Here is a 26,835-nt window from a genome sequence, read left to right as displayed (position 1 = left end):
CTGCCTAGACTAAGGTCGTTGAGGTATTTTGGCTATAGCAGCTATACTTGAGTAAAATAAAGCATTAGTTCTCAAGTAAAGAAGACTTTTAATTACTGGAAATAGCGCAAAAATTTCGCTATAATTCGCGGCTTTGTTATGCGGCACTAGTGCTCAGCATCGCTACCCTTATTTATAATACACAGGTGGACACTCGTCAATGGAACAAGCCCCTCAATCAAGACTTAAAGAGCTAATAACCAAAGGTAAAGAGCAAGGTTATTTAACGTTTGCCGAAGTTAATGATCATCTTCCACAAGATATTATCGATTCAGATCAGGTAGAAGACATTGTTCGAATGATCAATGATATGGGTATTCAAGTGTTTGAAAATGCACCTGATGCTGACACCTTGATGATGAGTGAAGCCAATACTGATGAAGATGCTGCTGAAGCTGCTGCTCAAGCACTTGCCACAGTAGAAAGTGAAATTGGCCGTACAACAGACCCTGTTCGTATGTATATGCGTGAAATGGGTACTGTAGAATTACTTACTCGCAAAGGCGAAATAGTAATTGCTAAACGCATAGAAGAAGGCATTAAAGAAGTACAACGTAGTGTTTCTGAATACCCACCTGCAATTAATTACTTACTTGATATGTGGGATAACTTCGAAGCAGAAGAGCTTCGTTTAACTGACATTATTGTTGGTTTCTTAGATCCAGATGCTGAAGATGACGATGTAGCTGCTGCTGCAACGCATGTTGGTTCAGAATTATCAAAAGAAGAACTTGATGATGAAGATAAAGGCGATAGCGATTCAGATGATGAAGACGAAGAAGAAGAAGATACTGGTCCAGATCCTGAACTAGCGCGTGAGAAGTTTACTGCTTTACGTGAAGCACATGAAAATGCCAATAAGATTATTGAGCAAAAAGGCCGCGGTCATAAAGATGCGCAAGAAGCAATTGACGCCGTTGCTGAAGTATTCAAAGAGTTTCGTTTAATTCCAAAACTGTTTGATAGATTAGTGAAAAACATGCGTGGCATGATGGACAGATTACGTGTTCAAGAACGTTTAATCATGAAACATTGTGTGATGGGCGCTGGTATGCCTAAAACGACTTTCATTAAAATATTCCCAGGTAATGAAACATCAAAAGACTGGTTTGAAGCAGAAAAAGCTGCAGGTCATCCATATTCAAACAAATTATCTGATATAGAGCTAGACGTTGAACGTTGTATCCTCAAGCTGAACCAGATTGAAGAAGAAACTCATTTAAATATTCACGGCATTAAAGATATTAACCGTCGTATGTCTATTGGTGAAGCCAAAGCTAGACGTGCGAAAAAAGAAATGGTTGAAGCTAACTTACGTTTAGTTATTTCTATTGCCAAAAAATACACCAACCGTGGTTTACAATTCTTAGATTTAATTCAAGAAGGTAATATCGGTCTAATGAAGGCGGTTGATAAATTTGAATACCGTCGTGGTTATAAGTTCTCAACTTATGCAACATGGTGGATTCGTCAAGCAATTACTCGTTCAATTGCTGACCAAGCGCGTACTATTCGTATTCCAGTACACATGATTGAAACGATTAATAAATTAAACCGTGTTTCTCGTCAGATGTTACAAGAAATGGGTCGTGAACCTACGCCTGAAGAATTAGCTGAACGCATGATTATGCCAGAAGACAAAATTCGCAAGGTATTGAAAATAGCGAAAGAGCCAATTTCAATGGAAACTCCAATTGGTGATGATGAAGATTCACACTTAGGTGACTTTATTGAAGATGGTAGTGGTGAGCTTCCTGTTGATTCAGCAACATCTGAAAACCTAAAAGGCGCAACACATGAGGTTCTTGCTGGCTTAACTGCTCGTGAAGCTAAAGTGTTGAGAATGCGTTTTGGTATCGACATGAATACTGACCATACGTTGGAAGAAGTAGGTAAGCAGTTCGACGTAACTCGTGAACGTATTCGTCAAATTGAAGCGAAAGCATTACGTAAGCTTCGTCATCCATCTCGCTCAGAGCAACTTAAAAGTTTCTTAGATGGTGAGTAAGGTAATATTTACCACAAAATAGTTTAAAATAAATCGAAAAAAGAGTAAGTTAGTCTAACTAATTTACTCTTTTTTGTTTTTAAATAGCAAGGATTGTTATGTCTATATGCGCGCGTATATTTGTTTCTTTACTCATCGTCTCAACGGTTATTATTGCGAACCCTAGTTATGCTTATACAGAGAAAGAGAGTAACTTTGAATTAACCCCCATTGTTGGATATCGCTTTGGAGGAGATTTTGAAGTGAGTGCCGGTGATGTTTCGATTAACCCGCCAACGACAGTTAAATTAAAAGAAGAAATTAATTACGGTTTGTTATTTGCTTGGGATGTTGATAGTAAACGTCAAGGTGAAGTATTAATTAGCCATAATAGTACGCAGTTTTCGCAATTAGATAGCTCTGTCGCCAATAATAATAACTTATCTATTACCTATGCTCATGTTGGTGGTAATGTTCCTGTATCAAGTGGTGCTGTGCCACTATACGTAACGGGTGGTTTCGGGTTAACGCACTTATCACCAGAAGATAGTGTATTGGATAATGAAACACGTTTTTCTTTAAATGTAGGACTAGCTACTAAAATTGCTATAGCAGATAATGTCAGCCTTAGATTCGGAGGGCGTGTATATGCAACCTTCTTTAACTCAGACAGTAGAATATTTTGTGATGAAGAAGCCTGCGCTATTTCAATCTCTAGTGATTTATGGGTTCAAAGTGAAGTTAATGCCGGCGTAACTTTTGTTTTTTAAAGGTTGATGTACTTTATTGAAGTCCAAATTGTTTAAGAAGTAATCGAACAGAAAATAAAGCGAAAATAATAATGCTCAGTAGGTGACAATAAAATAAAAAATGCTTATACTGCTCGCCGTTTTACAATACCTTTGTAAGATAATTTGCAAAATATGCTAACTTAACTTCGGTTTTTAGAGGTTTTAGCTCCACGCGTAAAAACAGAAAATTTGGCCCCTTAGCTCAGTTGGTTAGAGCGCCCGACTCATAATCGGTAGGTCCTGTGTTCAAATCACAGAGGGGCCACCATCTTAAACATTAAAGACGTCCATTGGCGTCTTTTTTGTGCCTGTTGCTCAGTGAATAGATTATTTTTATCTTATGCGAACTAATGGCATAATTTCAAAGGAGCGTGAGAGCTTTGAAATTCAGTAATTGTCAGCGTGTTAAGTAAAAAAGGGTATTTAATTGTGATCTCAATATTAAATAACCCCTGTTAACAAATCAATAAGTAATCCAATACCTATTGTGCTAATTTTGATTGTATATATGCTTGGGTATTTTTATTAAAACTCGTTAAATATTGAGGTTTAGAAGCTCTTGAAAACCCAATTGTGAAATCATCTGTGAGGTAGACCTTTAAAAATTTGCCTTCAAAGCCGTATTGAAAGTTCATTTCATCTCCCGCGGCTACTATTTTTACCTCATTTTGAATATAGGTTTCCCCCTCATATTCAAAAGAAGATTTTTCTAAAGTATATGTGCCACTATCAAGAAGAGGATCTATAGTATTTTTCTTTGGGGTTGCTCCGCCTTGATCTGTTAAACTGTGTGGGGTGAAGAAATATTCTTCGCCATTGTTTAAGTTTGCATTTGCAGACACCATAATCTCATTTTGACTTGTTAATCGCATTACTAGGTTTTTAATTTCAATTTGATCTTTATGAATAATAAAAGACATAACGTCATTGTTAATTTGATACTTTTGATTAATGTCTGTTGCTTCATCATACAGCCAATACACATCTGCTTGCCAGTAGCCAGCCAAACGCTCTTCTGTAGTTTGTGCTATCAATTCAATATCAACGAGATTTTCACCTTGACTAATATTAAGGGTTCGAGTTACTTTTTTATAACCTTCAGCATTGACGGTTATTCTTTGCTGGCCAATATTGAGTGACATGCCAGCTTGATAACCTGGTTCAATGTCAAGTAAGGTCACTGTAGCGTGTGCTGGAGTAGTATTAATAGTAAGCTGCCCAACAGGAATGACTTCTTTGACTAACTTAATATGGATTGTTTGGCCTTTAATTTGGTTCACTAAGACACTTTTTGTGGTTGACTCATAACCCTCTTTGCCGACATTAATTTGATAAGTACCGTATTCAAGTTTACTTACTTGCCCTTGCTTGACATTTCCTATGCCATCAATGGTAATCATAGCATCATCAGGTGACGTAGAAATAGTTAAAGGGTGTATTGGGGCTACTTGAGCTTTTACTGGCGTTTTACTACCGGTAAACCAACCTTGATTGAATCCATAAAAACTAGCGGAAATTATTACCGTTAAAGCAATCAAAATATTGAATAAACGAGTGTTACTATTTTTAGTTACAACAGCCTTATTATCTTCATTTCGCTGCTTGCGTACTACTTCTCGTTCTATTTTTCGGGTACAATCTTGCTCATTAGATAAGTCTGATTTTGACTTTGTGGGTGATGAATTAGTACTAGCTTCTTGTTGACTCAACAATTGCTGAACAGCAACTACTGATTGTGGACGTTGTTTTGCCTTTAACGTTAAACAAGCTTGTATAGTGTTTATTAGAGCTTTGCTGTAATTCGTTGTGGGTAAAGCCTTGATGGGATCAGGTTCATCTTCATTGATTTCATGCTGCCTGTGACTACTGGTTTCGGGTTTTTCTCCAACAATTAGATGGTACATAACTGCACCCATGGCGTATAAATCCGTCCAAGCACCTTGTCTGCTTTTTGTATTGTACTGCTCGGTGGGGGCATAGCCATCACTGACAATAGCACTTAAACTTTTAGACTTTTCACCAATACTAAGGCGCGCAGCACCAAAGTCTATTAGCATAGGTTGTCCGTTAGACTTTAAATAAATATTTCCCGGCTTTATATCTCTATGTAACAAGCCAGATTTATGTACCTCTGATAAACCATCAAGTAAAGGTTCAATAATATCTCGGATTCGTCCTTCACTCATATTACCATTGAAGTAAATATTTTTCAGGTGCTCGTCAAGTGCCTCACCTTCAACATATTCCATTACTAAATAAGCGGTACCGTTAAGCTCTATAAATGTATGTATTCTAACTATGTTAGGATGACTAAATGTCGCTAAGGTTCGTGCTTCTTCTAAAAATTTACTTAAGCCGTATCGGTAATCTTCACTAACATTAGTGCGTGGCATAACTGTTTTTTGATCTTGCGCACGAGCAGCCAAATCAACAGGTAGAAATTCTTTAATCGCTACTAAACGATGCAAGCGTGTATCTTCGGCTTTATAGGTGATACCAAAGCCACCTTCACCAAGTACTTCAATTATTCTAAATTCAGCAATTTCATGACCGGCTGGTAATTGATAAATAACTTCTTGCATCCCTGTACCTGTTTATTGATTTTTATCTGTTTGAAAATAATATAACTGATAACAGTAAATTAAGCGAAAATTTAAAATATACATCCTTATAACAAACTGTGAGTTCATTATAGAAAATTTTAATTTGTTTGATCGGTACCTTTTTTAAATCTATTCAGGGTTACACTAGAAACTAACTTGATTTTCAATCAAATCGCACACATCTCATAATAAACCCTATATAAAGTTTTATTATGCTCTCATACCTATTACCTGTTTTTATCGGCCTTGTACTTATTGGTTTTTCTATTGGTAAGCCTTACTGGCGAGAACATCAGCGAAGTAAGCTGAGAAGTCTGCCGTTTAAAAAAGAGTGGCGTAAAATTATTCAACAAAGAGTCCCATATTTTCGACAAATGCCGGCGGATCTGCAATTGCAGCTAAAGGAGCATATTCAGGTGTTTTTAGCGGAAAAAAAGTTCATTGGCTGTAATGGTGTAAAAATCAGTGATGAAATTCGCGTTACAGTGGCTGCGCAAGCTTGTTTGCTTTTATTAAATCGCAAAACAGATTATTACCCCAAACTACGAACGATTTTAGTGTATCCACGCGCATTCATTAAAGAGCAAAAGAGTGTTAATGGTGATGGAGTACAGTATATGCAGAGAGTTGCATTAGCTGGAGAGTCGTGGGATTTTGGTAAAGTAGTATTATCTTGGCAAGATACTTTAGATGGTGCTATTACTCCCGATGATGGTCGTAATGTGGTGATACATGAATTTGCTCATCAATTAGATCAAGAAAACGGTAAAGCCAATGGGGCACCTATTCTAGAAAAAGGACAAAGTTACCAATGTTGGTCAGAAGTTTTCTCACAACAATTTAAGCGATTACAAAAGCAAGCTATGACCGGAGAGCCGTCACTATTTGATTATTATGGTGCCACTAAAGCGGCTGAATTTTTTGCTGTTACCAGTGAGGTGTTTTTTGAGCAAGCATTACAATTCTCGCAACAATACCCGGTACTTTATCGTCAGTTAAAACAATATTATCAGGTTGACCCTGTACATTGGCATTAGTGCTGCAGGGGAGAAATACTTTATTTATTAAGGTTTATTTGGAAAGGGAAAACTGGGTGAATTGCATTGGAATTGCGATTAAACAAATTTAAATGGCTCACTCTTTTAAGAGGAGCCATACTTTTTATACAGCTTACTTTTTATAAGTTGCTACTACGTTATCAATGCGTTCATTAGCTTTTGCTGCGTCATCAGCAGCTTGCTCTGCAGCCATTTTTGCTGATTTCGCATCTTCACTGATTGCTTTATGTTGAGACTTTAAATCAGCTACATCGCTGCTTAATGAGTCAACTTGAGTAGATAATGAATCTACTTTATTTGTTAAAGTAGTAATATTGGCTTCTAACTCATCCGTATTTGCACAAGCTGTTAAGCCTAATGCTAAAGTAACGATAAATACTTTTTTTAATGAACTTGTAGTTAACATAATGATATCCCTAGTGTTGTGGTTCAAGGGGATTATGCCATAAAATTGTTGTGTTTGACAAAATTGTTACATTTTTGTTAGTTAATATATACAGGTAAGACTTGAATATAATCAGATACTAGGTTAGTTATTGACATGATTAACTAATTCTTCCATTAATTTTCTTTTTATTTCAAGTTGTTGCTCAGCTTTTAAGCCATATTTGTCTGCGAGTAACTGATAATCATCAGGTGCTAAGCTGACAGTTAAACGAGGACGTTTGGGGCGCTTATTAACGGGTAAGCCTAAAATATCACGTATTTGGTCTGATGGGCTTAAGCCGGCATCGAGTGCTTCTTTTCGAATAGAAAGTTGGATTTTTTCATCCATATCAAAGGCAACTTGCACCGCTTTTATGGCTTTAACTGATGATTGCCATTTATCAGGTATTTTCTTTGTCATGATAATCTTTCCACTTTCTACTTAACTTGCCGGATACATATCAATAATATCGCTTATTGGCCTAAATAAGGTTAAAAACACTTCGGTATCACCATCTTGCCAAACTTCTACATCTAGACCTTTTGATTGGTCATGATTATAAAGATTATAGAGCTCGAATTGTTCACCGCTATCTTTACCTTCATAGGCAGATAATTCTTCGCTGCGATGGTCTTTACGGTGGAAGTAACCTACTTTAGCGAAAGTATGTTGCTGGTACTCTTCACTACTCCACATATTACTGTGTTCATTATCTTGTTGTCGGGATAAAAAAGCTTCACCAGGCTCATCAAATATTTGCGAGAATACATCTAAATCAAACAGTGTTTCAACATCCTCATGCTCAAGTTTAATTGAAAATTTGAGCTCTGTGGTGTCATCGACTTCTAATGATAAAAATAAGATACGCTCACTTGTGCCTTGTAATGTCCATTCAATGTTATTGCCTTGCTCAAATTCATAGGTGTTCACTGCAGTAATTTGTAATTGCTGTTCACGTAGTTGCGCTGGTAAAGCGAAGCTATCGGTTAACACTATAATATCACCAACAAGTAAGTCACTGACGTGATTAAGTTTACGTTGTGGTTTATCTGATTTTGAAAAGACTTTTTTGAAAAAACTCATGGCTATACCAATAGATGTAATTAAAAAAGGTGAGTAGCTAGTTACTACTCACCTTGATTGCAAAACTACTTTTGTTTTGCTTTAATGCGATCTAACACTGAGTTAGCGCTGTTATCTTGAGAGCCAATGCCTGCCGCTTTTAATTGCGCTGCAAGAGAGCTATCAGAGTCTTCTGACTCAAGTACTTCAGCCGCTTTCATTTTGTCATCAAACTTTTGCTGTTTAGCTTTAATGCGCTCAAGTGAGTCTTTAGCGTTTAACAGCTTAGAGTTACTTGATGAAAAGTTATCAGTAATTGCTGATGTCGCTTTTTGCACACTTTCAGTGGTCTTTACCATTGAAAGTTGACGTTTATGCTCTGCAACTTGACGCTCACTTTTCTTAACAAGCTCTTTTAATCGGTCTGAATTACCAGTAAAACTTGCAAGGGCTTGCTGTTGTGTAGCAAGTTCACCTTCTAAGTTAGCAATTTTTTCCGCCACGGCTAGTGCTAAAGTTTCATCGCCTTTCTCTAACGCTTGCCCGGCATAACCCTCATGCTCGCTGATTTCTCTTTGTAAACGATCTACTTCACGTTGTGCAGCCATTTGCTCTGCCATAACACCCGTTAAGTCGCGTTTAGCTTTGGTAAGATGATTTTCAGCATCACGAATTTCTTGTTCAAAAATACGAGTGGCATTAGCATCAATAATAGCTTCGCCTGCTTCTGAAGCTCCACCACGAATTGCAGTCATAATTTTTTTAAATATACTCATTTCTTTTCTCCTAATAGGGTGACGTTACGGCTAGTTAATTAAACTAGGTAGTCACTCATATCATCAATTACTTCAAGGGCATTGTTACTTAATACGGCTAGCTCATGTTCAATATCATCAAAGCTTGAACTAATGGCAAGGGCACCAAAAATAACGTATTTATCACCAATTTTTGAGAATGATGATAATGGCATTGGAATGTTCATTTCTAACATGCTTTCGTGCATGGCTCCCAAGCTCTCAGGTTTTACTTCATCGCTTCCCCAAAGGTAGCTGATGCAAAGTATTTGATCGTCAGTGACAGAAACAAATACAGGTAGCTCTTCACGTCCTAAAATGGTTATTTGTAGTACGTCAACTTCCCCCGATATTGGTTGGCAATCAAAGCTCATTCCTGTGTCTGAATTGTCAGCCAAGCTATTTAAATGATCGGCTATAGTATGAATGTTCATTTATTTCCTATCCTTCATTTCTAAACGAAAAGTATGTTTCAGATGACATATTATGTCTTCTGAGGTAAATTTAGCAGCTTGACATATTATGTCAAGTTTTATTTTGTCCTTTAATTTGTATAACAAATTGGTATCTTAGTAAAACAACTAGTTTACGCCTTGTTGATCTTGCCATGCCTTTTGGTGAAGCTGGTAAATTGTATGGCTACCAAGTACGTTAACGTTAATTTCATCTTGGTGTTGATAAAAGTTGTTAGGAAATATAAATGCAGCTTTTAATATATCTAAATTCAACCAACGATGATTAACCGGTAAATTTTCTAATTTATTGAGTCTCGCCAGTGGACTTAACCCCATTTTAGCTCCTATTGTCCAGCCCCATTCCCCAAAGCTTGGCACATTGTCGTGGTATTGCTCAACATGAAGAAAATTGGCAGCTTTTAGCGTTTTGCCAATAGAGATAAATGAAGGTTTAGCATGATAGGGGCTTGTTGACTGAATGGCGATGAGACCGTCGCCAGAAAGTAGCTGGTTTAATCGTGCATAAAAATTAACAGAATAAAGTTTATTGAGATCTGGATGACTTGGATCAGGTAAATCGACAATGATGGCATCAAAGATTTGTCTAGATTTAAGTAAGTCATTGATAGCAATAAAGGCATCGGCGCGAACGATATTAACACGTTCATCTTTCAAGCTATTTTCATTGAGTTGAGATATTTGTCCCGCTAAACGTTTTGGTAAATATTCACTAGGAGATTGAAAAACATCAATTAACTCACTATCTAAATCAATTAATGTGACTTTCAAAGGCGAATAGTTCAATACGTCTCTTAATGCTAAGCCATCACCGCCTCCGATGATCAAAACATTATTATGACGAGCTGAGCCTGCCATCACTGGCGCAACGAGATAATCATGGTAAATATGCTCATCTATCGATGAAAACTGTAAACGCCCATTCAGGTAAAAGTTAATGATACTGGCCTGAGGTAAGCCTGAACTAACGCCCATGTGTCTTTCGGTAAAAGTGAGTTGTTGATATCGTGTTTTTTCACTGTAAACAACCTTGTCTAAATAGAGCAGGCTGTTCATTTGATTTAACCATTGGTTACCATAGCTAAACATCAAAACAATGATAAATGCGAGTATCAGATGTAAGCTAACAAAGGTTTTACGAAAGTGTAGTTTTTGCCAGTAGCGAATGATAAAAAAGCTACCAGCGACTAAATTTAAACTGGCGGTTAACGCTGCGGCTTTTGAAATATCAATACTTAATAAAAATATTACCCAAATGGCTGCGCCGATACCGGCACCTATATAATCGGCGCCGTAAATAGTACCTAGGTTGTTTTCTAAATGCTGACCATGTACTTGCTCTCGAATCCTAGCGATTAATGGTATTTCCATACCGATAAAAAAACCTAAAATAACGCCAAAAAAATAGGGGCTATTTATCGCTAAAAAGCTCAACTGTTTGAATATGCCGCCGCGAGGTAACATGTCAGGCGGCAGTGAAAACGTATCTGCAATAATAGTTGGTAACATCTGCGTAACAGCGATAAGACCACCAATAATTAATATCGCGCTTGAGCCCAGTAAAGCGATGATTAACTCAAGATAGACGAAACCATTATATGCACAACGAACTTTTCGAGCAGCAAAGGCGCCAAGCCCCATGGAGACAATCATCAAGCCTATCATGGTGTAGATAGTGCTCTCCATTACGCCTAAAACACGACCCGCATAATGAGACAGTAAATATTCATAAATCAATCCACAGCCAGCTAGCACCGCCATAGTTAAAATTAACAGGGTGTCATCTATAAAGTGGGATTTTTTTAAGGGCATAATTTTAGATATCAGAAGAGACTAGAGTTTGGAAAATAAAGAAGTATTTTTTGTAGGTGAGGCGTAAGCCTTACACTATTAATTGTCAGCATAAATGCTCACCTACAAAATAGTTATGGCTTGATTAAGCCATTAATGCCGATAAAATTAATGCGATAGCAATGCTTGTAGCCATTTCAATGCTGGCAACACCGATATTGTGCTGTTGATCAACTTCCTCAACAAGATTAATCCCCCAAAGTACAATACGTTTGGCTAGCGCAGTTAGTAAAGCGACTAATAGCGTCATGATGATACCGAATACTAACCAACCAATAAGGTTCATTACTAACGTTTCAGGGCTGTAGACTAGGAAGTAACTCGCGGCAGTAACAGCAAGTGCAGTACTGATCACTTGACCACTATAACGAATTGCCAATGCTAATTGACCATTACTGAGCGCTTCTTGCAAAGAGTCTTCTTGATTATTTTTGGCATAATTACTTTCACGAATGCGGGTAACAATCACAAGAACAGCTTGTGCAACGATAAAGCCACTGGTAATAGCGATAAAGGTAGCAATATCTAAACCATCCACCCATAGTAATACGGCGCGAATGATAATGGCGGTGGCAATTGCACCAGCAGCATCAATAATACCTATAGTTAGATTTTGTTCTTTAATAAGCGCGGTTTTATCTAAATGATGTAGAGCGACTTTGTCTTGGATGATACGGCCGACTTTTATTAAAATCAGACCATAGACACCATATGCCAACATGCCGATAATTTCCATTAGATAACTGGATGCATTTTCACCGGTAATTGCGCCGGTTAAAACTATACCTAATGCTAAAATGCTACCGGCAACACTAACGCCAAAAGCGAAGTTATCATTTTTTGCTAACTCTTCAGTGCTATTAACTTGGCTACTTAAGCCTAATAAATAACGCATAGCGCCTAGTAAAATAATAGCAATGGTGACATCGATGGCTAGATAAATAAATAACTCCTGATTAACACCGACGAGTTCAATTAATGTGTTCATACTTATTGCGTTCCTATCTTCTGTTACTTAGCACAGTTACTTACCACGGCGAAAGCTGCGTGAGGTATTGGTGTTAGAATTTCTAAAACTAGAGTTTTTACTATATTTGGACTTACTGGCCAAATTACTCTTCTTAACGGTATTACTTCTAAATCGGTTGGCACTGGTTTGAGCCGTTTTACTTTTCCCAGATAAACTGGATGAACCCGTACGGTTTTTACTGTAAGGACTAGTAAATTTTTGACCTCGGCTGGCGAATGATTTTTTAGTGTGAGTATCTAGCGCTGTTTGAGATTTTAATTGGCTAGGTGAGCTATAACGGGTTCTACCGTAGTCATTGTAATAACTGTAGTTTCTATTTCGGCCCCAGTCGTTGTAATAAGTGCGTCGACCAAATAAATCTCCCATCATAGAGTACATGCCATACCAAGCCCAAAAAGACATACCATTACTACCTGTTTGCCAATGGCCGTAACTTGGGTTACCTATAAGTTGCTCACCTGTACCAAAATCTTGAGCATTATTAGCTTGCTGACTTTGTGCTTTTGATAGAGCATTAACTCGTGGTAATTCCCCTTCCGACATATCGGCTAATACATTTAATGGGTCACTTAACGCATCTGAATATAGTACGGGATCAGCTGCTTGGTAAATATTGAGTAACTCATCATATAGCGCTTGAGAGGAGGCAAACATTTGTGGTTGGTTTTTTGCGGTATTAACTCTGTCTAATAGAGCTAAATACATAGGCCCTTCAATGCTGGCATCTTTACGAAATTCATTGACTAATGTTGTTAAGTTCGGCTTTTTTTCTGCTACTTTAGCGGCATATTGATGAATTAAATTAGCATTACGAACCTGACCATTAGTTAAGGCTTCACCAAGTTGTTGCACTCTTTGTTCAGTAATGGGTAATTGCTGTAAAGCTTGCTCTTTTACAGGATCACCACAGCCGAATAACATCAATAAAGGTAAAAGTGTTAGCCAGTGAATAAATCGGCGGTTAAAAGGTGTTTTTAGCTTTGGCATTGCTGCTATCATCTCCTGAAAGTGCTAAATTAACAGTTAAAATGCTTAAGTGGTATTAATAGCATTAATGACATATTATGTCTAGGGTCTAGTGATTATTCATCTAGGATGTTTGCTTAAATTTAACAGACACTCAAGATGTGTAACTACATTTATTGATTAAGTAAAAGGATTGTTTGTGTCTTCTTCTCATCTGTCTCGGTTAGATAATAATGACTTGCTCACACAACAGCAATTAAAAAGTTGGCAACAGTTCTTATCACAGCACCCCGACAGCTACCAACAACTTGAACCAGAGCAGCTTGCCCATTTTAAATTAGCACTTTGCCTAAGTGATTTTGTCTTAAAAAGTGCCTTACAAGCGCCTGAGTTAGTGATTGATTTATTCTCTAGCAACACGGTTTATCAGCAAACAACACCCAATTATCAAGAAGATCTTAATGAACAGTTAGCTCAATGCCTTAATGAAGAGCAACTGCACAGAATACTCAGACGCTTTAGACTTAAACACATGGTGAATATTGCGGTTGCGGATCTTGTTTTGAATATCCCTTTAGATAATTCACTTGCCCGTTTATCAGCCTTAGCAGATACATTGATCCTTGGGAGTTTAGCTTGGCTCACTAACTTTTGTCACACTAAATGGGGGCAGCCTACAAATGCCACTGGCGAAGTTCAGTCACTGTTAGTATATGGTATGGGGAAGTTAGGAGGGAAAGAGCTGAACTTCTCTTCTGATATTGATTTGATTTTTGTTTATCCTGAAAAAGGAGAAACTATTGGCTGTAGGCGTTCTTTAGATAATCAGCAATTCTTTACTCGCTTAGCGCAAAAGCTCATCAGTTCATTGCACCAACAAACAGCGGATGGTTTTGTCTATCGGGTTGATATGCGTTTAAGGCCTTTTGGTGAAAGTGGTCCATTGGTTTTAACTTTTAATGCCATGGAAGATTATTACCAAGAGCAAGGGCGAGACTGGGAACGTTACGCCATGTTAAAGGCTCGATTGATTGGCGATGGTGAATATCACCAAAAGCTATCGACTTTATTGAGACCTTTTGTCTATCGTCGTTATATCGACTTTAGCGCTATTGAAAGTTTACGTCGCATGAAAATGATGATTTCACAAGAAGTTAGGCGTAAACAGCTGGTCAATAATATTAAACTTGGGGCTGGTGGAATTCGTGAAGTTGAATTTATTGTGCAAGTATTTCAGCTTATACGTGGTGGTCGAATTAAAGCATTGCAACAGCGCAGTTTATTAACGGTTTTGCCTGAGCTTGTCATTGCCGGTGAAATACCCGAAGAATCTAAAGTAGTATTAGAAAATGCTTATTGTTTTTTACGCAGAGTAGAAAACATATTGCAAGCAATAGGCGATCAACAAACACAAACTCTTCCTGAACATGAATTAGACAAGAGTCGTCTGCTTTTTGTACTTGGCTTTTCTACATGGCAAGATTTCACTCAAGAGCTTGATAAGCATATGGGTCTTGTTCATCAGCAATTTCAGCAGTTAATTGGTATTGAAAGCCCAAGTCATCAAAGTGAAGATCAACATTGGTGTACGCTATGGCAAAGCCGTTGGAGTGATGAAGAATCTATCGCTTGGCTTGAGCATGAAAACCAAGAGGTTAATGATTGGGACAGTAAGAAAGTTTGGCACTTATTGTCAGATTTTCGTAGTGACGTTACTAAACGTAGTATTGGTAATCGAGGCCGACAAGTACTAGATAAACTTATTCCACAACTGATTTGTCATATTCAACAATCCAAACAAGCTGAGTTTGTGCTTGAGCGGGTTTTACATGTATTCAAAAAGATTGTTACTCGCACAGCCTATTTAGAATTATTATTTGAAAATGAAGGAGCTCTTAAGCAACTGATTCATTTATGTAAATCCAGTCGCTGGGTTACCGATTATATTGCTAAATATCCTATTTTATTGGATGAATTAATTGACCCCACCTTGTTGAATAATCCACCTCAACTTTCAGCTTATGCGCTTGAGCTTAGAGAAAGTATGTTGCGTATTCCTGAAGATGATTTAGAAGCGCAAATGGACGCACTACGTTTATTCAAACAAGCTCAACAATTACGCATCGCAGCAGCTGACATTGCCAATGTTTTAGATGTTAATCAGGTTAGTCAACATTTAACGTCGTTGGCAGAGGCTATTATCGCTGAAGTCATTAATTTAGCATGGCAACAAGTTAGTGCTCGCTTTGGCGTGCCAACTTCTACCTTGCATAGTAATGATAAAGGTTTTGGTGTTATTGCTTACGGTAAAACGGGTGGTCATGAACTTAACTATGGCTCTGATTTAGATCTAGTATTTGTTCACCATAGTGAACGAACTGAGGTGACTACAGGTTTAGCTAATGGTGATAAATCCGTAATGGCTAGCCAGTTTTATATGAAGTTAGCACAGCGAATTATGCATATTTTTAATACTAAAATGAATAGCGGTATTTTATATGAATTAGATATGCGCTTAAGGCCTTCAGGTAATTCAGGCGTACTTGTGGTCCACCTTGATACTTTCTCACAATATCAACATGTTGATGCTTGGACATGGGAACATCAAGCTTTAGTACGGGCGCGTATTGTCTATGGTAATAAACTCTTAGCGTCTGGGTTTAACGATATTCGTTTACAAGTTTTGCAGCAACAAAGAGATATATCACAATTAAAAATAGATGTGCGAGACATGCGAGAAAAAATGCGTAAGCATCTTGATAAGTCAACCGCTGAATCTATGGATATTAAGCAAGGTCAGGGTGGGTTAGTAGACATTGAGTTTTTAGCTCAATTTCTAGTGTTAGCTCATTGTAGTCAAGATAAAAGCTTAGCAAAATCGAGTGATAATATAGGAATTTTTAAACAACTAGCAGCTGTTGATATTATCACTAAAAATGAACAAGAGGTTCTTGCTAATAGTTATCAGCAATTAAGAGATTTTTCTCATCAAGCTACTTTACAAAATGAAGAGTTATTAATTGCGAACTCAACATTTACTACCAGCAAAACGATTGCTGAAATATGGAAAACAACAATTCTATAGTAAGTGTTCACCTACTGTTAAAGCTAATACTTTAGGGTTAATAATTTCCCTTAGGTTTTAGCGGTAGGCATTCTTCATTAAGGTAGTCTGGCGCTTCATTGATAAAGACTAGTGTGCGCTGACGGTAACAAAAGTAGCTGACAATACCTTCAGGGAAGTGTCCAGATACAGCTTCGCCAACTTGATAAGCGGTTTTTAAAATATCTTTATCAATGCGAAAAGGGTCTTTGACAATGAAGTCTCTATTTAACCACCAAATGACTTCTAATCCATCTTCACTCGCATACTCAGCAAGTTTTTGATACAAGGTTTGTTTTTTTCGAAACGGGCGAGATTTAGTGGTGCCTTTCCACGTTTTTCGGTAGGGGCGTACTACCATTTCCCTTGCTTGTAATATTTTAACCAAATCACCGTCGGGATCAGGCAAGAAAATAATATTATTTCTGATCTTCGGTCCGTCTTTATCTATATCGCTGCCGTAAATTTTAGCATAGAAATTAGACAGTCCTTCAGCCGCAGCGTTATCGAGTTTTCGACCTTGTTGATATTTGTTAGGGGCTTTTGGGGGAGGCGCTTGCTCAGTAACTGCTGGCGTGTTTAATGAGCCATCTAATGATAGTAGGTAATCTTGATTGGCAAAAAATGCCCAAGCCAAGCCAATTAATAAAATTGCAAATATGCCATTTCGAATCCAAAAACCCATAATAGACTAAGTAACCTTAATAAAAATCAATGGTATATTTAAGTTATATCACATTTTACTATTTATACAATGATGGTTCGTCAGGATCTGGTCTGGTTTTAAAGCGCCTATGTAGCCACATATACTGTTCTGGTTTTCGTGAAATCGCTTTTTCTAATTCTTGGTTAACACGAATAAGGTCTGCTTCATCATCTTGAGAAGGGAAGTTTTCAAAAGGAGGTGAGATCTCTAAAGTATAGCCACTGTCATCATCATTACGTGTCGGGATGATCATCATTGTTTCAACATTTTTCTGTCGAGCAAAAATTAATGTTCCTGTCGTGGTGGCGGTTTCTTTCACACCAAAAAATGGTACGAATAAGCTGCGATTTCTACCATAGTCTTGATCGGGCAGGTATATACAGGCTTCTCCATCTTTTAATGCATGTATTAAACCTTTTACATCACGTTTCCCAAGCATGTATTTATTGGAGCGACCTCGCCCTCGGAATTGGAAATACTCCATAAGAGGATTGTTATGAGGACGATAAAAAACCACCATAGGGTGCCCATAACCAACACCACGTGCGTTCATTTCTACACTGAGGTAATGCATGGCCAGTAACAAAACACCTTTTCCTTGTGCTTGCGCTTTTTCAATATGATCAACACCTAACACCTTTACTTTGCGTTTTACTCGCCAGTTTGGCCACCACCAACCCATACCGGTTTCAAGTAAAGCAATGCCGGTATTTTCAAAATTCTTTTTGAGAATTCGTTGACGTTCTTGCTCGTCCATGTCGGGAAAACAAAGCTTTAAATTAGTATCGGCTACATGTTTTCTTTTCGAGCCAATTTTAAATAATAAGCGACCAATCATTCGCCCTAGTGACAATTGCCATTTGTAAGGTAACCAAGAAATACTATATAAAATAAAAACGCCAAACCAGGTAAGCCAGTATTTGGGTAATAAAAAGGACAATTTAAAATCAGGTTGTAAAACTTTATTTCTGCTCACAAAGGCGCTCACTGTTTTTTAGGCTAATTTCTAACAGGTGAATTATACCCAAGTTACTTTAAAATGGGTAATTAATAGCGGATAAGTTATGTCAACTAAGGTCGCTTTATCGTAGAATATGCTTAGTGTTTACTCTTTATTGGTTTATCTAACAAATGAATTCTAGTGCAGTGCAAAAACTGTCTAATGACGAAATTGAATTAATTATTGGTAACTCTAATTCAAATTTTTCTGGCGTAACGTCGACCATGTTACAGGTATTGTCAGAACAACAAAAACTCATTAATTTACGTGTTATGGGTAAACATCACTTACCTGATGCTTCAATCAATATTAGTTTTTGGCAAGTGGTTAGCATGTGCCGAAATCCGTTGACAGATGGCCGCTTTAGAATATTTCATGCCCGCCGTGTTGACGAAATGATTCAAGCGTTATTATTGAAGCATGTCTTTGGCGCTAAAATTAAAATCATATTTAGCTCTGCCGCTCAACGTAAACGTTCAGGCTCTACTAAGTGGTTAACGGATAAAATGGATGCCGTTTTAGCCATGTGTAAAGCATCAGCCAGTTATTTACATAAAAAGCCTGATGCCATTATTTATCACGGTGTGAAAACAGACGTTTATACTCCGCCTGAAAATAAAAAGCTAGCATGGCAAGAGCTTTCGCTTTTACCTGAATCAGCTAAAAAAGGTCAATATGGCATTGCTATTTTAGGTCGAGTAAGAAAACAGAAAGGGGTGCATCTTTTTGTACAAGCTTGTATAGAGTTACTTGATAAGTATCCAGACTTTACTGCGGTTGTGGTTGGCTCAATTAGCAGTAGCAATGAAGAGTTTGTTAAAGAATTAGAAGATAAGGTTGCTCAAGCGAATTTGAGCGATCGTATTATCTTTGCAGGCGAACAAAACTTTGCTGATATCCCAAGTATTTTCAGTGCTTTATCTTTAGTTGTCGCGTTAAGTGATAACGAGGGATTTGGTTTAACGATCCCTGAGGCGATGAGCAGCGGTGCGGCAGTACTTGCCAGTGAAGCGGGCGCTTGGCCAGAAGTTGTTGAAGCTGATATTAACGGTTATGTAGTGCCTGTAAATGATCTTTCTTCGGTAGTAGAAAAAATGGATGTTTTACTCAGCGACCCTGTACAGCTAGCTAAAATGGGAGAAAAGGGCAGAGAAAGAGTTTTAGCGCATTATTCTGTTGAACGTGAAGCCAAAGAATTGGTGAGCTTTTATCGTGGTTTAATGTAAAAAAAAAGGCACTCGATAATGAGTGCCTTTGTTATTTTTCTTACCTAAATAAATACAGTTAGGCTGAACAATTCATTATTACTCGCTAGCCATTAAACCTGTATTAATTGCAGTAATATCTTCATCGGTAATCGTACCGCCAGCACGTTTTAATAATAATACATTTTGTATGTATGCATAACGTGTAGATGACAGGTTACGCTTGGCATTATATAAATTACGAGTGCTATCTAGTACATCAACAATAGTACGTGTACCTACTTCAAAACCTGCTTCAGTAGCTTCTAAGGCTTTTTCAGCACTCAATACAGATTGTTCAAATGCTTTAATACCTGAGATAGTCGCAACTACTGTGTTATAAGCATTACGAGTTGTACGTACTACACCACGGTGCGTTTGCATTAAGTCTTGGCTTGCTAACACAAAACGATTCTGCGCTTGGCGAACACTACTTTGTGTCGCACCACCAGAGTAAATAGGTACATTCAAGGTTATGCCAACAGAATAATCATTTAATGCTGGAGCATCTACTGTGCCTAATGGGCCTGTAGTTTCGCCATCATTACTATTGTATGAAGCGCCAAAATCTAATGTTGGGTAATGCCCAGCTCTGGCAGCATCAATTGTTTGTTGAGCCACTTCAATGCTGACTTTTGCAGCGATTAAATCAAGATTTTTTGCTTCAGCAGCTTTTTGCCACTCATCAGCACTATTTGGGTTTGGGCTGGTCGTGCTAAATCTATCGGTGTTTAGTACATAGACATTACTTGGGTAAACGTTAGTAATGACACGTAACTCTTCTTCCGCATTATAGATAGCGTTTTCAGAGCGTATTTCTTCTGTTACCGCGTTGTCATATTGAGCTTGTGCTTCATGAACATCGGTAATGGCGGTTAAACCTACTGAGAAACGTTGTTTTGTTTGCTCAAGTTGACGAGCAATCGCAGCTTTTTCTGCTTGGGCAAAAACCAAGTCATCTTTAGCGCTTAGTAGGGCAAAGTAAGCTTGTGTTACACGAACAATAAGGTCTTGTTTAGCAACTTGGTAGGTTAGATCACTTTGATGTGCAGATTTTTCTGCAATATCTAAAGTTAACCAACTATCGTGGTGATAAAGCTGCATATTTAAGCTTGCACCATAACCCAATGAGTTAAACTCTGTAGTGGTAACATTTCCTAAAGTATAACCTTCTCTTTCACCATCAGAATAGCTAGCGGTTGCATTTATTTGTGGTAATAAAGCGGCACGTGCTTGCTCTATATCTTCTTCTACAATTTTAAACTGTGCTTGTGCTTTTAATACTATGGTGTCGTTTAAAAGCGCTTGTTGATAAACAGAGAGTAAGTCATCTGCTTGCGCATTTACGCTTACTGCACTTGCAATTGCTATAATTAAAGTACTTAATGTTTTTTTCATGTGTAAAGCTTTCCTTGAGTACGTGTATTCAGTTGTAACTCGTTTTTATTGTAAAATAGGTTTTTAAAAACTATCAAAATCTATTATTGTCAATTTAGAGCAATATCCTACATGGATTTTTAAATTAACCAAATAAAATAAGTGTTTACTAGTGTAACAAATTATTATTAAAAAGAGACCATTTATGCCAGATAGTAAAAACATAGCCGCCACGTTGTTGCAATATGATAATAAAGACTGCAATGTTTTAACGATAGAGACTCAATATGATGGTTTTTTTAAACTGAACGAATACCAGTTAAATCATAAATTGTTCTCTGGCGGACAAAGTAACACCTTCACTCGTGAAGTATTCGAAAGAGGTGATGCAGTAGTTGTAATACTTTATGATGCTGAATTAGATAAGGTATTGCTGTTAGAACAGTTTAGGCCCGGTGCAATTCGAGCGGGGGATACTCCTTGGATGCTAGAATTTGTCGCAGGTATGTTTGATGATAACGAAACGCCTATCGACGTAGCCATACGAGAAACTAAAGAAGAAGCTAATATTGATATTAGCGCTCAGTCATTATCTTTAGTGATGAAATATTTATCTAGCCCTGGCGGTATGAGTGAATGTATTCACTTATACTTGGCAAAATTTGATAGTAGCAAGGTCATTAGCGGTAAAGTATTTGGTTTGGATGAAGAAAATGAAGATATTTTGTTACATCTTGTCACACGAACTCAAGCGTTAAAGTTACTATCTGAAGGGAAAATTAGTAACGCTGCGACAATAATTGGCTTACAATGGCTAGCATTAAATTATCAAAATTTATAATGTGACGTTAGTGATAAATTACAGAGTATTTTAATAAATGAGCTTTTTTCCTAATAGTAAAGTAAATAGCAAAAAAAGGTACCAGCCTAACTTAGTTAGCTTGATGTCTTTGTGCGCGAATAATTATTTTCTATTAATAAAAGTGCAAGCTGATCAAACCAAACAGGGAGAGCAGCGACAGTTTTTTATTAATGACTTTTTAGCTTATAAAGTTACTGTAAATGAAGTGACTCGTTACACTTCGTTAATTACGTTTGAGCAAGTAGCACTCGAGCCAAGCTCATTAAGTGAAAATATATTACCTAGCTCATTTCATCCTCGTATGGTTATTCGTTTATATCACGATGCGCGTATGGCTGAGGTGATCAGTAGCCAAGATATTCAACAAGTAAAACCTCGTTATGATTACCCTAATGATCAAATGCATCAACAAGATGAAAAGCAACAGATAAATCAATTCTTAAATGAGTGGCTACACTTGTGCCTGAATATGGGACAAGTCAACGTACCCTTGCCGATAAAATAAGTGAATCAAACCATTACGATTAATAAGCCATTAGTCATTGCTCAATTTAGTGATAGTCATTTGTTTGCTGATCTAGAGGCAAAGCATCACGGCGCAAATGTTTATCGACACTTACAGCAAGTGTTAGCAGATATCGCCAAGCGAGAAGCGATAGATATCATTGTATTTACGGGTGACCTTAGTCAAGACCACTCTGAAAAGTCTTATCAAAATTTTGCTCAAGCGGTTAAAAAATCACGTTTAGCTGCGCCAATCTTCTACCTTGCCGGTAATCATGATGATCCTAGCGCCTTGACAAAATATTTAGCGTCGTGTGAATTTTGCGCTGATAAAACGATCGATAGGCAAGCGTGGCAAATACATTTACTCGATAGTAAAAGTGAAACGCCAGCAGGTTATATTGACAATGATGCCATGTTATCGCTAAAAGAAAAAATAGATACTAGTAAGTTTCAACTGTTAATGATGCATCATCATCCAGTGGATATTGGTTATTTTATTGATCGTCATGGTTTGACTAACCAAGATGAGTTTTGGCAGTCTATTAATGCGTTAAAAAATGCAGATATAAACATTAGTGCAATCGCTTGTGGTCATGTACATAGAGCTAGCACTATTGAAAAATACACCGCTCATTCACAACAAAGTGTTGATGTATATACTTGCCCAGCAACATCGATTGCCTTTGACCCAAATCAAGAAACTGTATCTTCATTAGGGATCCCACCTAGTTATCGGTTAATGCACCTTTATGCTGATGGGCATATAAAGAGTGAAATTGTCACTGTTTGAGCTGATCAGTATTGGTGTTTAAGTCAACGACAAACAAGTAAGATTAATGAGGGTTTTTATATCTAGCTACCAAGCGAGAATTAAACCGACCGATACCTGACTCTTTGTAAAATTGTGCTTGCCTCGTTCTACCTACGGCGACAACTCGAAACGTTTTTTCATTTGTTGCTAATACTTCGCATAGCGTGCCATTAACGTAGACAGTCATACCCACTTCAATATCTGTAAAATCATCATAATTTTGAGCTTTTAAATCGGATAACATACTTTTATACAAGGTATTTATTTTTTGCATCATGACAATATCACCACCTCTGTCGGGGTGATATCGGTTAGCTAGTTTTCGATAGTTTCCTTTCAATTCAGCGACTGTTTTTGATCTTGTTAAAATATTCATTTTTACCCCTTATTATTCTTGATCGAGTATTATTTTGTTAAGTAATTTCTGGTTAACCTGTTCAACATGGCGTTGTAATGAACTTTGTATTTTTAGTATCTTTTTGAAGTGGGAGATCCTATTAGAAACAGACGCGTAATGACTAATACTGAAGGCCTTCGCGATTTCTTTTAATGTCATATTGGTGTGTTGCTGACATAAATACATCGCCATATTTCTAGCATCGCTACTTTTGTTATGACCGTATTGAGCTTGTAGAAGCCGAGTAGTCGGTAATTTGAAAGCACTCGCTGTACAAGCAACTATATCCTTGATGTGTTGATTGATTTTCATATGAGCTGACACAGCACATTCTTTTGGGCTACTAAGTAACATGGACTCATATTCTATTTTAAATGCTGAGCTACCAATAATAGGAGGCAAGTAATTCCTGTTAAGAACCCCTTGGATAATTTTTGGCATAGGTAATTGTAAAAGCTCTTGGTACGTCAAGTTAGGATGATTTTCTACTAGCTGCTGAACAATTACCTTTGGGGAAATTGTTGATGTATTTTTATTTGGGTGAAGATAATCATTACAACTTGAACGAGTAATTGAATGAGCTGAGTTATTGGTTAGATATAAATGGTGAATGTGAAGTGATAGCCATAATGGGTAGTGTTCAGGGTCAAGTAAACTCGATTGATAGCGACCTTTAAATAATGAGCCGTTAAGTTGATATCTTCTGTTATACCCTTGTGTGTACACACCACTAAGTTGGCGCATAAATAGCGCTAAATTCTCTTGGCTAGTACGAAGTAGTAAGTGAAACTCACTGGATAAAAAAGTATAGCTATAACAATGAATGCCAAAACGTTTACAGCACTCCAGTAATAACTGGCTAAAGACAGTTAAATCCGATTCGTTTTTAAAAACACCGACACCCTTCCTACCGAAATTTCTCACGTAATAGAAATTGTTCGCTGCTTCAATTCTAAATGACCTGCTCATTATATAACCATAATTACTTTGTACATTGAATACAAGACCTGATCAAAATATATTGTTATTCATTCACACACCAAAAATGATAAACTATTGCTACTCTTTGTTACTGATACAATTTACCGATATGCCCAACAATATCTTGTATATTCATGGTTTTAATTCCTCCCCTTTATCGATAAAAGCAGAGCAAACCAAAGCCTACCTCATTACTAATCATCCGACCGTGAATTTCGTTTGCCCACAATTACAAAATTCACCTCAAGCGGCGATTGAACAATTAGAGAAAATTATTTGCTCAAGCAGTACTAATGATAATTGGCTTTTTATCGGCTCATCATTAGGAGGCTACTTTGCTAGTCACTTAGCCCAGAAGTACCAAAGCGCAGCGGTATTAATAAATCCGGCGATTAAGCCTTATGAATTATTAGTGGATTACCTCGGTGAGCAACAAAACCCATATACGGGGATTACTTATCAAGTAACTAGAAAACACATGGAAGAGCTGAAAATGATAGAGCCAAAAACAATTGACTCAGCCAGTAAGGAAAAAAATAATTACCTAGTTATGGTACAAACAGGCGATGAAGTGTTAGATTATCAACAAGCTGTTAAAAAATATCAGCACTGCCGACTTATTGTTGAGCAAGGAGGGGATCATAGCTTTATCGGTTTTAAAGAAAAACTACCAATAATAGCTGATTTCTTGCAATTACCAGTTCAACCAAATAAACAAGTAATACTGACAAAATAATTTTTACAAAGAAATAACATCATGACCGACCAATATAACTCAGACTCCATTGAAGTACTTAGCGGCTTAGATCCCGTTCGTCATCGCCCAGGTATGTATACCGATACCAGTCGCCCAAACCATTTAGGTCAAGAAGTTATTGATAACTCTGTCGATGAAGCTTTAGCAGGGCATGCTCAAAATATTTTAGTGGTGTTAGATACCGACCAATCACTTGAAATTATTGATGATGGCCGTGGTATGCCAACCGATATACACCCTGAAGAAGGTGTGTCTGGTGTTGAGCTTATTTTTTGTAAGTTACACGCCGGTGGTAAATTTTCGAATAAAAACTATCAATTTTCAGGGGGCTTACACGGGGTTGGTATTTCTGTGGTTAATGCCTTATCTACACGAGTCGATGTTTCGGTAAGACGCGATAGCAAAGTTTATGAAATGGCGTTCGAAAACGGCTTTAAAGTTGAAGAATTAACAGAAACGGGAACTGTGGGTAAACGCAATACCGGCACGCGAGTGAAATTCTGGCCTGATGCAAGTTATTTTGATTCACCTAAATTCTCAGTTAAACGCTTAACTCATTTACTCAAAGCTAAAGCTGTATTGTGCCCTGGTTTAACGATTAAATTTCATGATAAAACCGACAATCAAAAGTATCAATGGTGTTACGACGATGGTTTAACTGATTATTTGAAAGAGTCAGTTAAAGATTTCGTTAGTTTGCCAGAACAGCCATTTATTGGTGAGTTTTCGTCTCAAAATGAAGCGGCTAATTGGGCAGTTACTTGGTTACCAGAAGGTGGCGACGGTATAGGTGAGAGTTATGTAAACTTAATACCAACAATTGCTGGTGGTACTCATGTTAATGGTTTGCGCCAAGGTTTATTGGAATCTATGCGTGAGTTTTGTGAATTTCGAAACCTTATCCCACGTGGCGTTAAGCTAACCCCAGATGATGTTTGGGATAAGTGTAGTTATATATTGTCCATTAAAATGCAAGATCCACAATTTGCTGGGCAAACAAAAGAGCGTCTATCTTCGCGTCAATGTGCGGCATTTGTTACCGGTGTTGTTAAAGACTCTTTTAGTTTATGGCTAAATGAACATACTGAAATAGCAGAGTCATTAGCAGAGTTTTGTATTAGCAATGCGCAAAAACGTATGCGAGCGAGTAAAAAAGTGGTTCGTAAAAAAATCACTCAAGGACCTGCATTACCGGGGAAGTTAACTGACTGTGGTAGCCAAGATTTATCTCGCACCGAATTGTTTTTAGTGGAAGGTGATTCTGCGGGTGGTAGTGCTAAACAAGCACGAGATCGTGAAACTCAAGCGATTATGCCATTGCGAGGTAAAATATTAAATACGTGGGAAGTCGACTCCGGACAAATTCTAGCTTCACAAGAAGTACATGATATTTCTGTAGCTTTAGGGATAGACCCTGATAGCGATGATTTATCTGAATTACGTTACGGTAAAATTTGTATTTTAGCGGATGCTGACTCGGATGGATTACATATTGCTACTTTGCTATGCGCTCTATTTACTCAGCATTTCTTACCCTTAGTTCAAGCAGGTCATGTTTATGTTGCTATGCCGCCATTGTATCGAATTGATGTGGGAAAAGAAGTATTTTACGCCCTAGATGAAGGTGAAAAAGATGGCATTCTTGATAGAATTGAAGCGGAGAAGAAGCGCGGTAAGGTTAACGTACAACGCTTTAAAGGTTTGGGTGAAATGAATCCTTTACAGCTTAGAGAAACCACCATGGATGCCAATACTCGCCGCTTAGTACAATTAACTGCTATAGACGATGAACACAGTGAAACGATAGAAGTTATGGATATGTTGTTATCGAAAAAACGCTCAGGCGACCGTAAAGAGTGGTTACAAGCTAAAGGTGATATGGCTGTAGTATAATCAGACTATCAAAAAACCATTGGTACTTTTATTTTTTATCAAAATAACCTTATACAGGCTACGCTATTAAAATCAGGTAATTATTCTTTGCTCATTCGGCTTTCATTTAAATCACT

At 37.5% G+C, this 26,835-nt stretch carries 24 protein-coding genes and 1 tRNA gene; 11 read left to right on the top strand and 14 right to left on the bottom strand.

Translation table 11 applies throughout. The annotated features are described in order from the left end of the window. Positions 1 to 199: 199 nt before the first annotated feature. The 3 genes from rpoD (at position 200) to AC27IF_RS03895 (ending at position 3,085) form a co-directional block, all read left to right on the top strand. Complete coding sequence (gene rpoD, locus AC27IF_RS03905) at positions 200 to 2,047, top strand: RNA polymerase sigma factor RpoD (protein WP_487052423.1); 1,848 nt, start codon at positions 200 to 202, stop codon at positions 2,045 to 2,047. 98 nt (positions 2,048 to 2,145) lie between these two features. Further along, positions 2,146 to 2,796, top strand: coding sequence for an outer membrane protein (locus tag AC27IF_RS03900; RefSeq protein WP_487052422.1), 651 nt, complete (start codon positions 2,146 to 2,148; stop codon positions 2,794 to 2,796). A gap of 212 nt (positions 2,797 to 3,008) precedes the next feature. After that, a tRNA-Ile gene (locus AC27IF_RS03895) sits at positions 3,009 to 3,085 on the top strand. Positions 3,086 to 3,299: 214 nt separating this feature from the next. On the opposite strand, the gene AC27IF_RS03890 is transcribed toward AC27IF_RS03895, so the two are convergent. Next, on the bottom strand, positions 3,300 to 5,399 hold the full coding sequence (locus AC27IF_RS03890) for a protein kinase domain-containing protein (protein WP_487052421.1): 2,100 nt from the start codon (positions 5,397 to 5,399) through the stop codon (positions 3,300 to 3,302). A 233-nt stretch (positions 5,400 to 5,632) separates the two neighbouring features. Between AC27IF_RS03890 and AC27IF_RS03885 the strand changes: the two genes are divergently transcribed. Next, positions 5,633 to 6,457, top strand: coding sequence for a M90 family metallopeptidase (locus tag AC27IF_RS03885; RefSeq protein WP_487052420.1), 825 nt, complete (start codon positions 5,633 to 5,635; stop codon positions 6,455 to 6,457). Positions 6,458 to 6,590: 133 nt separating this feature from the next. On the opposite strand, the gene AC27IF_RS03880 is transcribed toward AC27IF_RS03885, so the two are convergent. From AC27IF_RS03880 to AC27IF_RS03845, 8 genes are all read right to left on the bottom strand, one after another. Next, positions 6,591 to 6,884 (bottom strand): Lpp/OprI family alanine-zipper lipoprotein, encoded by a 294-nt coding sequence (locus tag AC27IF_RS03880; RefSeq protein ID WP_487052419.1) that lies wholly within the window; start codon positions 6,882 to 6,884, stop codon positions 6,591 to 6,593. A gap of 123 nt (positions 6,885 to 7,007) precedes the next feature. Then, positions 7,008 to 7,325, bottom strand: coding sequence for a hypothetical protein (locus AC27IF_RS03875; protein WP_487052417.1), 318 nt, complete (start codon positions 7,323 to 7,325; stop codon positions 7,008 to 7,010). A 21-nt stretch (positions 7,326 to 7,346) separates the two neighbouring features. Beyond that, positions 7,347 to 7,988 (bottom strand): hypothetical protein, encoded by a 642-nt coding sequence (locus tag AC27IF_RS03870; protein ID WP_487052415.1) that lies wholly within the window; start codon positions 7,986 to 7,988, stop codon positions 7,347 to 7,349. Positions 7,989 to 8,053: 65 nt separating this feature from the next. Beyond that, complete coding sequence (locus AC27IF_RS03865; protein ID WP_487052413.1) at positions 8,054 to 8,743, bottom strand: PspA/IM30 family protein; 690 nt, start codon at positions 8,741 to 8,743, stop codon at positions 8,054 to 8,056. 38 nt (positions 8,744 to 8,781) lie between these two features. Next, the gene (locus AC27IF_RS03860; protein WP_487052411.1) at positions 8,782 to 9,195 is read right to left on the bottom strand and encodes a YjfI family protein; all 414 of its coding nucleotides are present in this window, start codon (positions 9,193 to 9,195) and stop codon (positions 8,782 to 8,784) included. Positions 9,196 to 9,342: 147 nt separating this feature from the next. Continuing rightward, entirely contained in the window at positions 9,343 to 11,046 is a 1,704-nt protein-coding gene (locus AC27IF_RS03855) for a polyamine aminopropyltransferase (RefSeq protein WP_487052409.1), read from the bottom strand. Positions 11,047 to 11,170: 124 nt separating this feature from the next. Continuing rightward, a complete protein-coding gene (locus tag AC27IF_RS03850) occupies positions 11,171 to 12,073 on the bottom strand; it encodes a DUF350 domain-containing protein (RefSeq protein WP_487052407.1) in 903 nt (300 codons plus the stop codon). Between the two features lie 36 nt (positions 12,074 to 12,109). Beyond that, positions 12,110 to 13,102: a hypothetical protein gene (locus AC27IF_RS03845; protein WP_487052405.1), complete on the bottom strand. Its 993-nt coding sequence runs from the start codon at positions 13,100 to 13,102 to the stop codon at positions 12,110 to 12,112. 178 nt (positions 13,103 to 13,280) lie between these two features. On the opposite strand from AC27IF_RS03845, the gene glnE reads away from it, so the two are divergent. Further along, a complete protein-coding gene (gene glnE / locus AC27IF_RS03840) occupies positions 13,281 to 16,166 on the top strand; it encodes a bifunctional [glutamate--ammonia ligase]-adenylyl-L-tyrosine phosphorylase/[glutamate--ammonia-ligase] adenylyltransferase (protein WP_487052403.1) in 2,886 nt (961 codons plus the stop codon). 37 nt (positions 16,167 to 16,203) lie between these two features. On the opposite strand, the gene AC27IF_RS03835 is transcribed toward glnE, so the two are convergent. Continuing rightward, positions 16,204 to 16,869 carry a TcpQ domain-containing protein gene (locus AC27IF_RS03835; protein WP_487052401.1) on the bottom strand — a complete coding sequence of 222 codons (666 nt, stop codon included), beginning with the start codon at positions 16,867 to 16,869 and terminating at the stop codon, positions 16,204 to 16,206. Positions 16,870 to 16,927: 58 nt separating this feature from the next. Then, complete coding sequence (lpxL, locus tag AC27IF_RS03830) at positions 16,928 to 17,866, bottom strand: LpxL/LpxP family Kdo(2)-lipid IV(A) lauroyl/palmitoleoyl acyltransferase (protein WP_487052399.1); 939 nt, start codon at positions 17,864 to 17,866, stop codon at positions 16,928 to 16,930. A 155-nt stretch (positions 17,867 to 18,021) separates the two neighbouring features. Between lpxL and AC27IF_RS03825 the strand changes: the two genes are divergently transcribed. Then, a complete protein-coding gene (locus tag AC27IF_RS03825) occupies positions 18,022 to 19,116 on the top strand; it encodes a glycosyltransferase family 4 protein (RefSeq protein WP_487052397.1) in 1,095 nt (364 codons plus the stop codon). A 78-nt stretch (positions 19,117 to 19,194) separates the two neighbouring features. Here AC27IF_RS03825 and tolC read toward each other — a convergent pair whose 3' ends face one another. Beyond that, positions 19,195 to 20,532 carry an outer membrane channel protein TolC gene (gene tolC, locus AC27IF_RS03820; protein ID WP_487052395.1) on the bottom strand — a complete coding sequence of 446 codons (1,338 nt, stop codon included), beginning with the start codon at positions 20,530 to 20,532 and terminating at the stop codon, positions 19,195 to 19,197. A 184-nt stretch (positions 20,533 to 20,716) separates the two neighbouring features. On the opposite strand from tolC, the gene AC27IF_RS03815 reads away from it, so the two are divergent. Genes AC27IF_RS03815 through AC27IF_RS03805 form a run of 3 tightly spaced genes read left to right on the top strand, consistent with a single transcriptional unit; the run spans position 20,717 to position 22,670 of the window. Next, positions 20,717 to 21,352, top strand: a complete 636-nt coding sequence (locus tag AC27IF_RS03815; protein WP_487052393.1) for an NUDIX domain-containing protein — start codon at positions 20,717 to 20,719, stop codon at positions 21,350 to 21,352. A gap of 37 nt (positions 21,353 to 21,389) precedes the next feature. Next, positions 21,390 to 21,878: a DUF1249 domain-containing protein gene (locus AC27IF_RS03810; RefSeq protein ID WP_487052391.1), complete on the top strand. Its 489-nt coding sequence runs from the start codon at positions 21,390 to 21,392 to the stop codon at positions 21,876 to 21,878. Then, a complete protein-coding gene (locus AC27IF_RS03805) occupies positions 21,879 to 22,670 on the top strand; it encodes a metallophosphoesterase (protein WP_487052389.1) in 792 nt (263 codons plus the stop codon). Positions 22,671 to 22,713: 43 nt separating this feature from the next. Here AC27IF_RS03805 and AC27IF_RS03800 read toward each other — a convergent pair whose 3' ends face one another. Continuing rightward, positions 22,714 to 23,067, bottom strand: coding sequence for a J domain-containing protein (locus AC27IF_RS03800; protein ID WP_487052387.1), 354 nt, complete (start codon positions 23,065 to 23,067; stop codon positions 22,714 to 22,716). 12 nt (positions 23,068 to 23,079) lie between these two features. Next, positions 23,080 to 24,057, bottom strand: a complete 978-nt coding sequence (locus AC27IF_RS03795) for a helix-turn-helix domain-containing protein (protein WP_487052385.1) — start codon at positions 24,055 to 24,057, stop codon at positions 23,080 to 23,082. 121 nt (positions 24,058 to 24,178) lie between these two features. Here AC27IF_RS03795 and AC27IF_RS03790 point away from each other — a divergent pair, with 121 nt between their 5' ends. Both AC27IF_RS03790 and parE read left to right on the top strand, forming a co-directional pair. Then, positions 24,179 to 24,805, top strand: a complete 627-nt coding sequence (locus AC27IF_RS03790) for a YqiA/YcfP family alpha/beta fold hydrolase (RefSeq protein ID WP_487052383.1) — start codon at positions 24,179 to 24,181, stop codon at positions 24,803 to 24,805. A gap of 21 nt (positions 24,806 to 24,826) precedes the next feature. Further along, positions 24,827 to 26,719: a DNA topoisomerase IV subunit B gene (gene parE, locus AC27IF_RS03785; RefSeq protein WP_487052382.1), complete on the top strand. Its 1,893-nt coding sequence runs from the start codon at positions 24,827 to 24,829 to the stop codon at positions 26,717 to 26,719. Positions 26,720 to 26,835: the final 116 nt, after the last annotated feature.

The sequence above is a fragment of the Colwellia sp. KS18-150 genome (genome assembly GCF_057551365.1).
This window is presented reverse-complemented; position numbering and strand designations above follow the sequence as displayed.

What these genes read in the sequence shown, in the direction of transcription:
- AC27IF_RS03870 (WP_487052415.1), bottom strand. Translation starts at nt 7,988, where the DNA reads ATGAGTTTTTTCAAAAAAGTCTTTTCAAAATCAGATAAACCACAACGT.
- AC27IF_RS03865 (WP_487052413.1), bottom strand. Translation starts at nt 8,743, where the DNA reads ATGAGTATATTTAAAAAAATTATGACTGCAATTCGTGGTGGAGCTTCA.
- AC27IF_RS03845 (WP_487052405.1), bottom strand. Translation starts at nt 13,102, where the DNA reads ATGCCAAAGCTAAAAACACCTTTTAACCGCCGATTTATTCACTGGCTA.
- AC27IF_RS03875 (WP_487052417.1), bottom strand. Translation starts at nt 7,325, where the DNA reads ATGACAAAGAAAATACCTGATAAATGGCAATCATCAGTTAAAGCCATA.
- AC27IF_RS03880 (WP_487052419.1), bottom strand. Translation starts at nt 6,884, where the DNA reads ATGTTAACTACAAGTTCATTAAAAAAAGTATTTATCGTTACTTTAGCA.
- AC27IF_RS03810 (WP_487052391.1), top strand. Translation starts at nt 21,390, where the DNA reads ATGAGCTTTTTTCCTAATAGTAAAGTAAATAGCAAAAAAAGGTACCAG.
- AC27IF_RS03885 (WP_487052420.1), top strand. Translation starts at nt 5,633, where the DNA reads ATGCTCTCATACCTATTACCTGTTTTTATCGGCCTTGTACTTATTGGT.
- AC27IF_RS03890 (WP_487052421.1), bottom strand. Translation starts at nt 5,399, where the DNA reads ATGCAAGAAGTTATTTATCAATTACCAGCCGGTCATGAAATTGCTGAA.
- tolC (WP_487052395.1), bottom strand. Translation starts at nt 20,532, where the DNA reads ATGAAAAAAACATTAAGTACTTTAATTATAGCAATTGCAAGTGCAGTA.
- parE (WP_487052382.1), top strand. Translation starts at nt 24,827, where the DNA reads ATGACCGACCAATATAACTCAGACTCCATTGAAGTACTTAGCGGCTTA.
- AC27IF_RS03825 (WP_487052397.1), top strand. Translation starts at nt 18,022, where the DNA reads ATGAATTCTAGTGCAGTGCAAAAACTGTCTAATGACGAAATTGAATTA.
- AC27IF_RS03900 (WP_487052422.1), top strand. Translation starts at nt 2,146, where the DNA reads ATGTCTATATGCGCGCGTATATTTGTTTCTTTACTCATCGTCTCAACG.
- AC27IF_RS03860 (WP_487052411.1), bottom strand. Translation starts at nt 9,195, where the DNA reads ATGAACATTCATACTATAGCCGATCATTTAAATAGCTTGGCTGACAAT.
- AC27IF_RS03790 (WP_487052383.1), top strand. Translation starts at nt 24,179, where the DNA reads ATGCCCAACAATATCTTGTATATTCATGGTTTTAATTCCTCCCCTTTA.
- rpoD (WP_487052423.1), top strand. Translation starts at nt 200, where the DNA reads ATGGAACAAGCCCCTCAATCAAGACTTAAAGAGCTAATAACCAAAGGT.
- AC27IF_RS03835 (WP_487052401.1), bottom strand. Translation starts at nt 16,869, where the DNA reads ATGGGTTTTTGGATTCGAAATGGCATATTTGCAATTTTATTAATTGGC.
- AC27IF_RS03850 (WP_487052407.1), bottom strand. Translation starts at nt 12,073, where the DNA reads ATGAACACATTAATTGAACTCGTCGGTGTTAATCAGGAGTTATTTATT.
- AC27IF_RS03855 (WP_487052409.1), bottom strand. Translation starts at nt 11,046, where the DNA reads ATGCCCTTAAAAAAATCCCACTTTATAGATGACACCCTGTTAATTTTA.
- AC27IF_RS03800 (WP_487052387.1), bottom strand. Translation starts at nt 23,067, where the DNA reads ATGAATATTTTAACAAGATCAAAAACAGTCGCTGAATTGAAAGGAAAC.
- AC27IF_RS03815 (WP_487052393.1), top strand. Translation starts at nt 20,717, where the DNA reads ATGCCAGATAGTAAAAACATAGCCGCCACGTTGTTGCAATATGATAAT.
- AC27IF_RS03795 (WP_487052385.1), bottom strand. Translation starts at nt 24,057, where the DNA reads ATGAGCAGGTCATTTAGAATTGAAGCAGCGAACAATTTCTATTACGTG.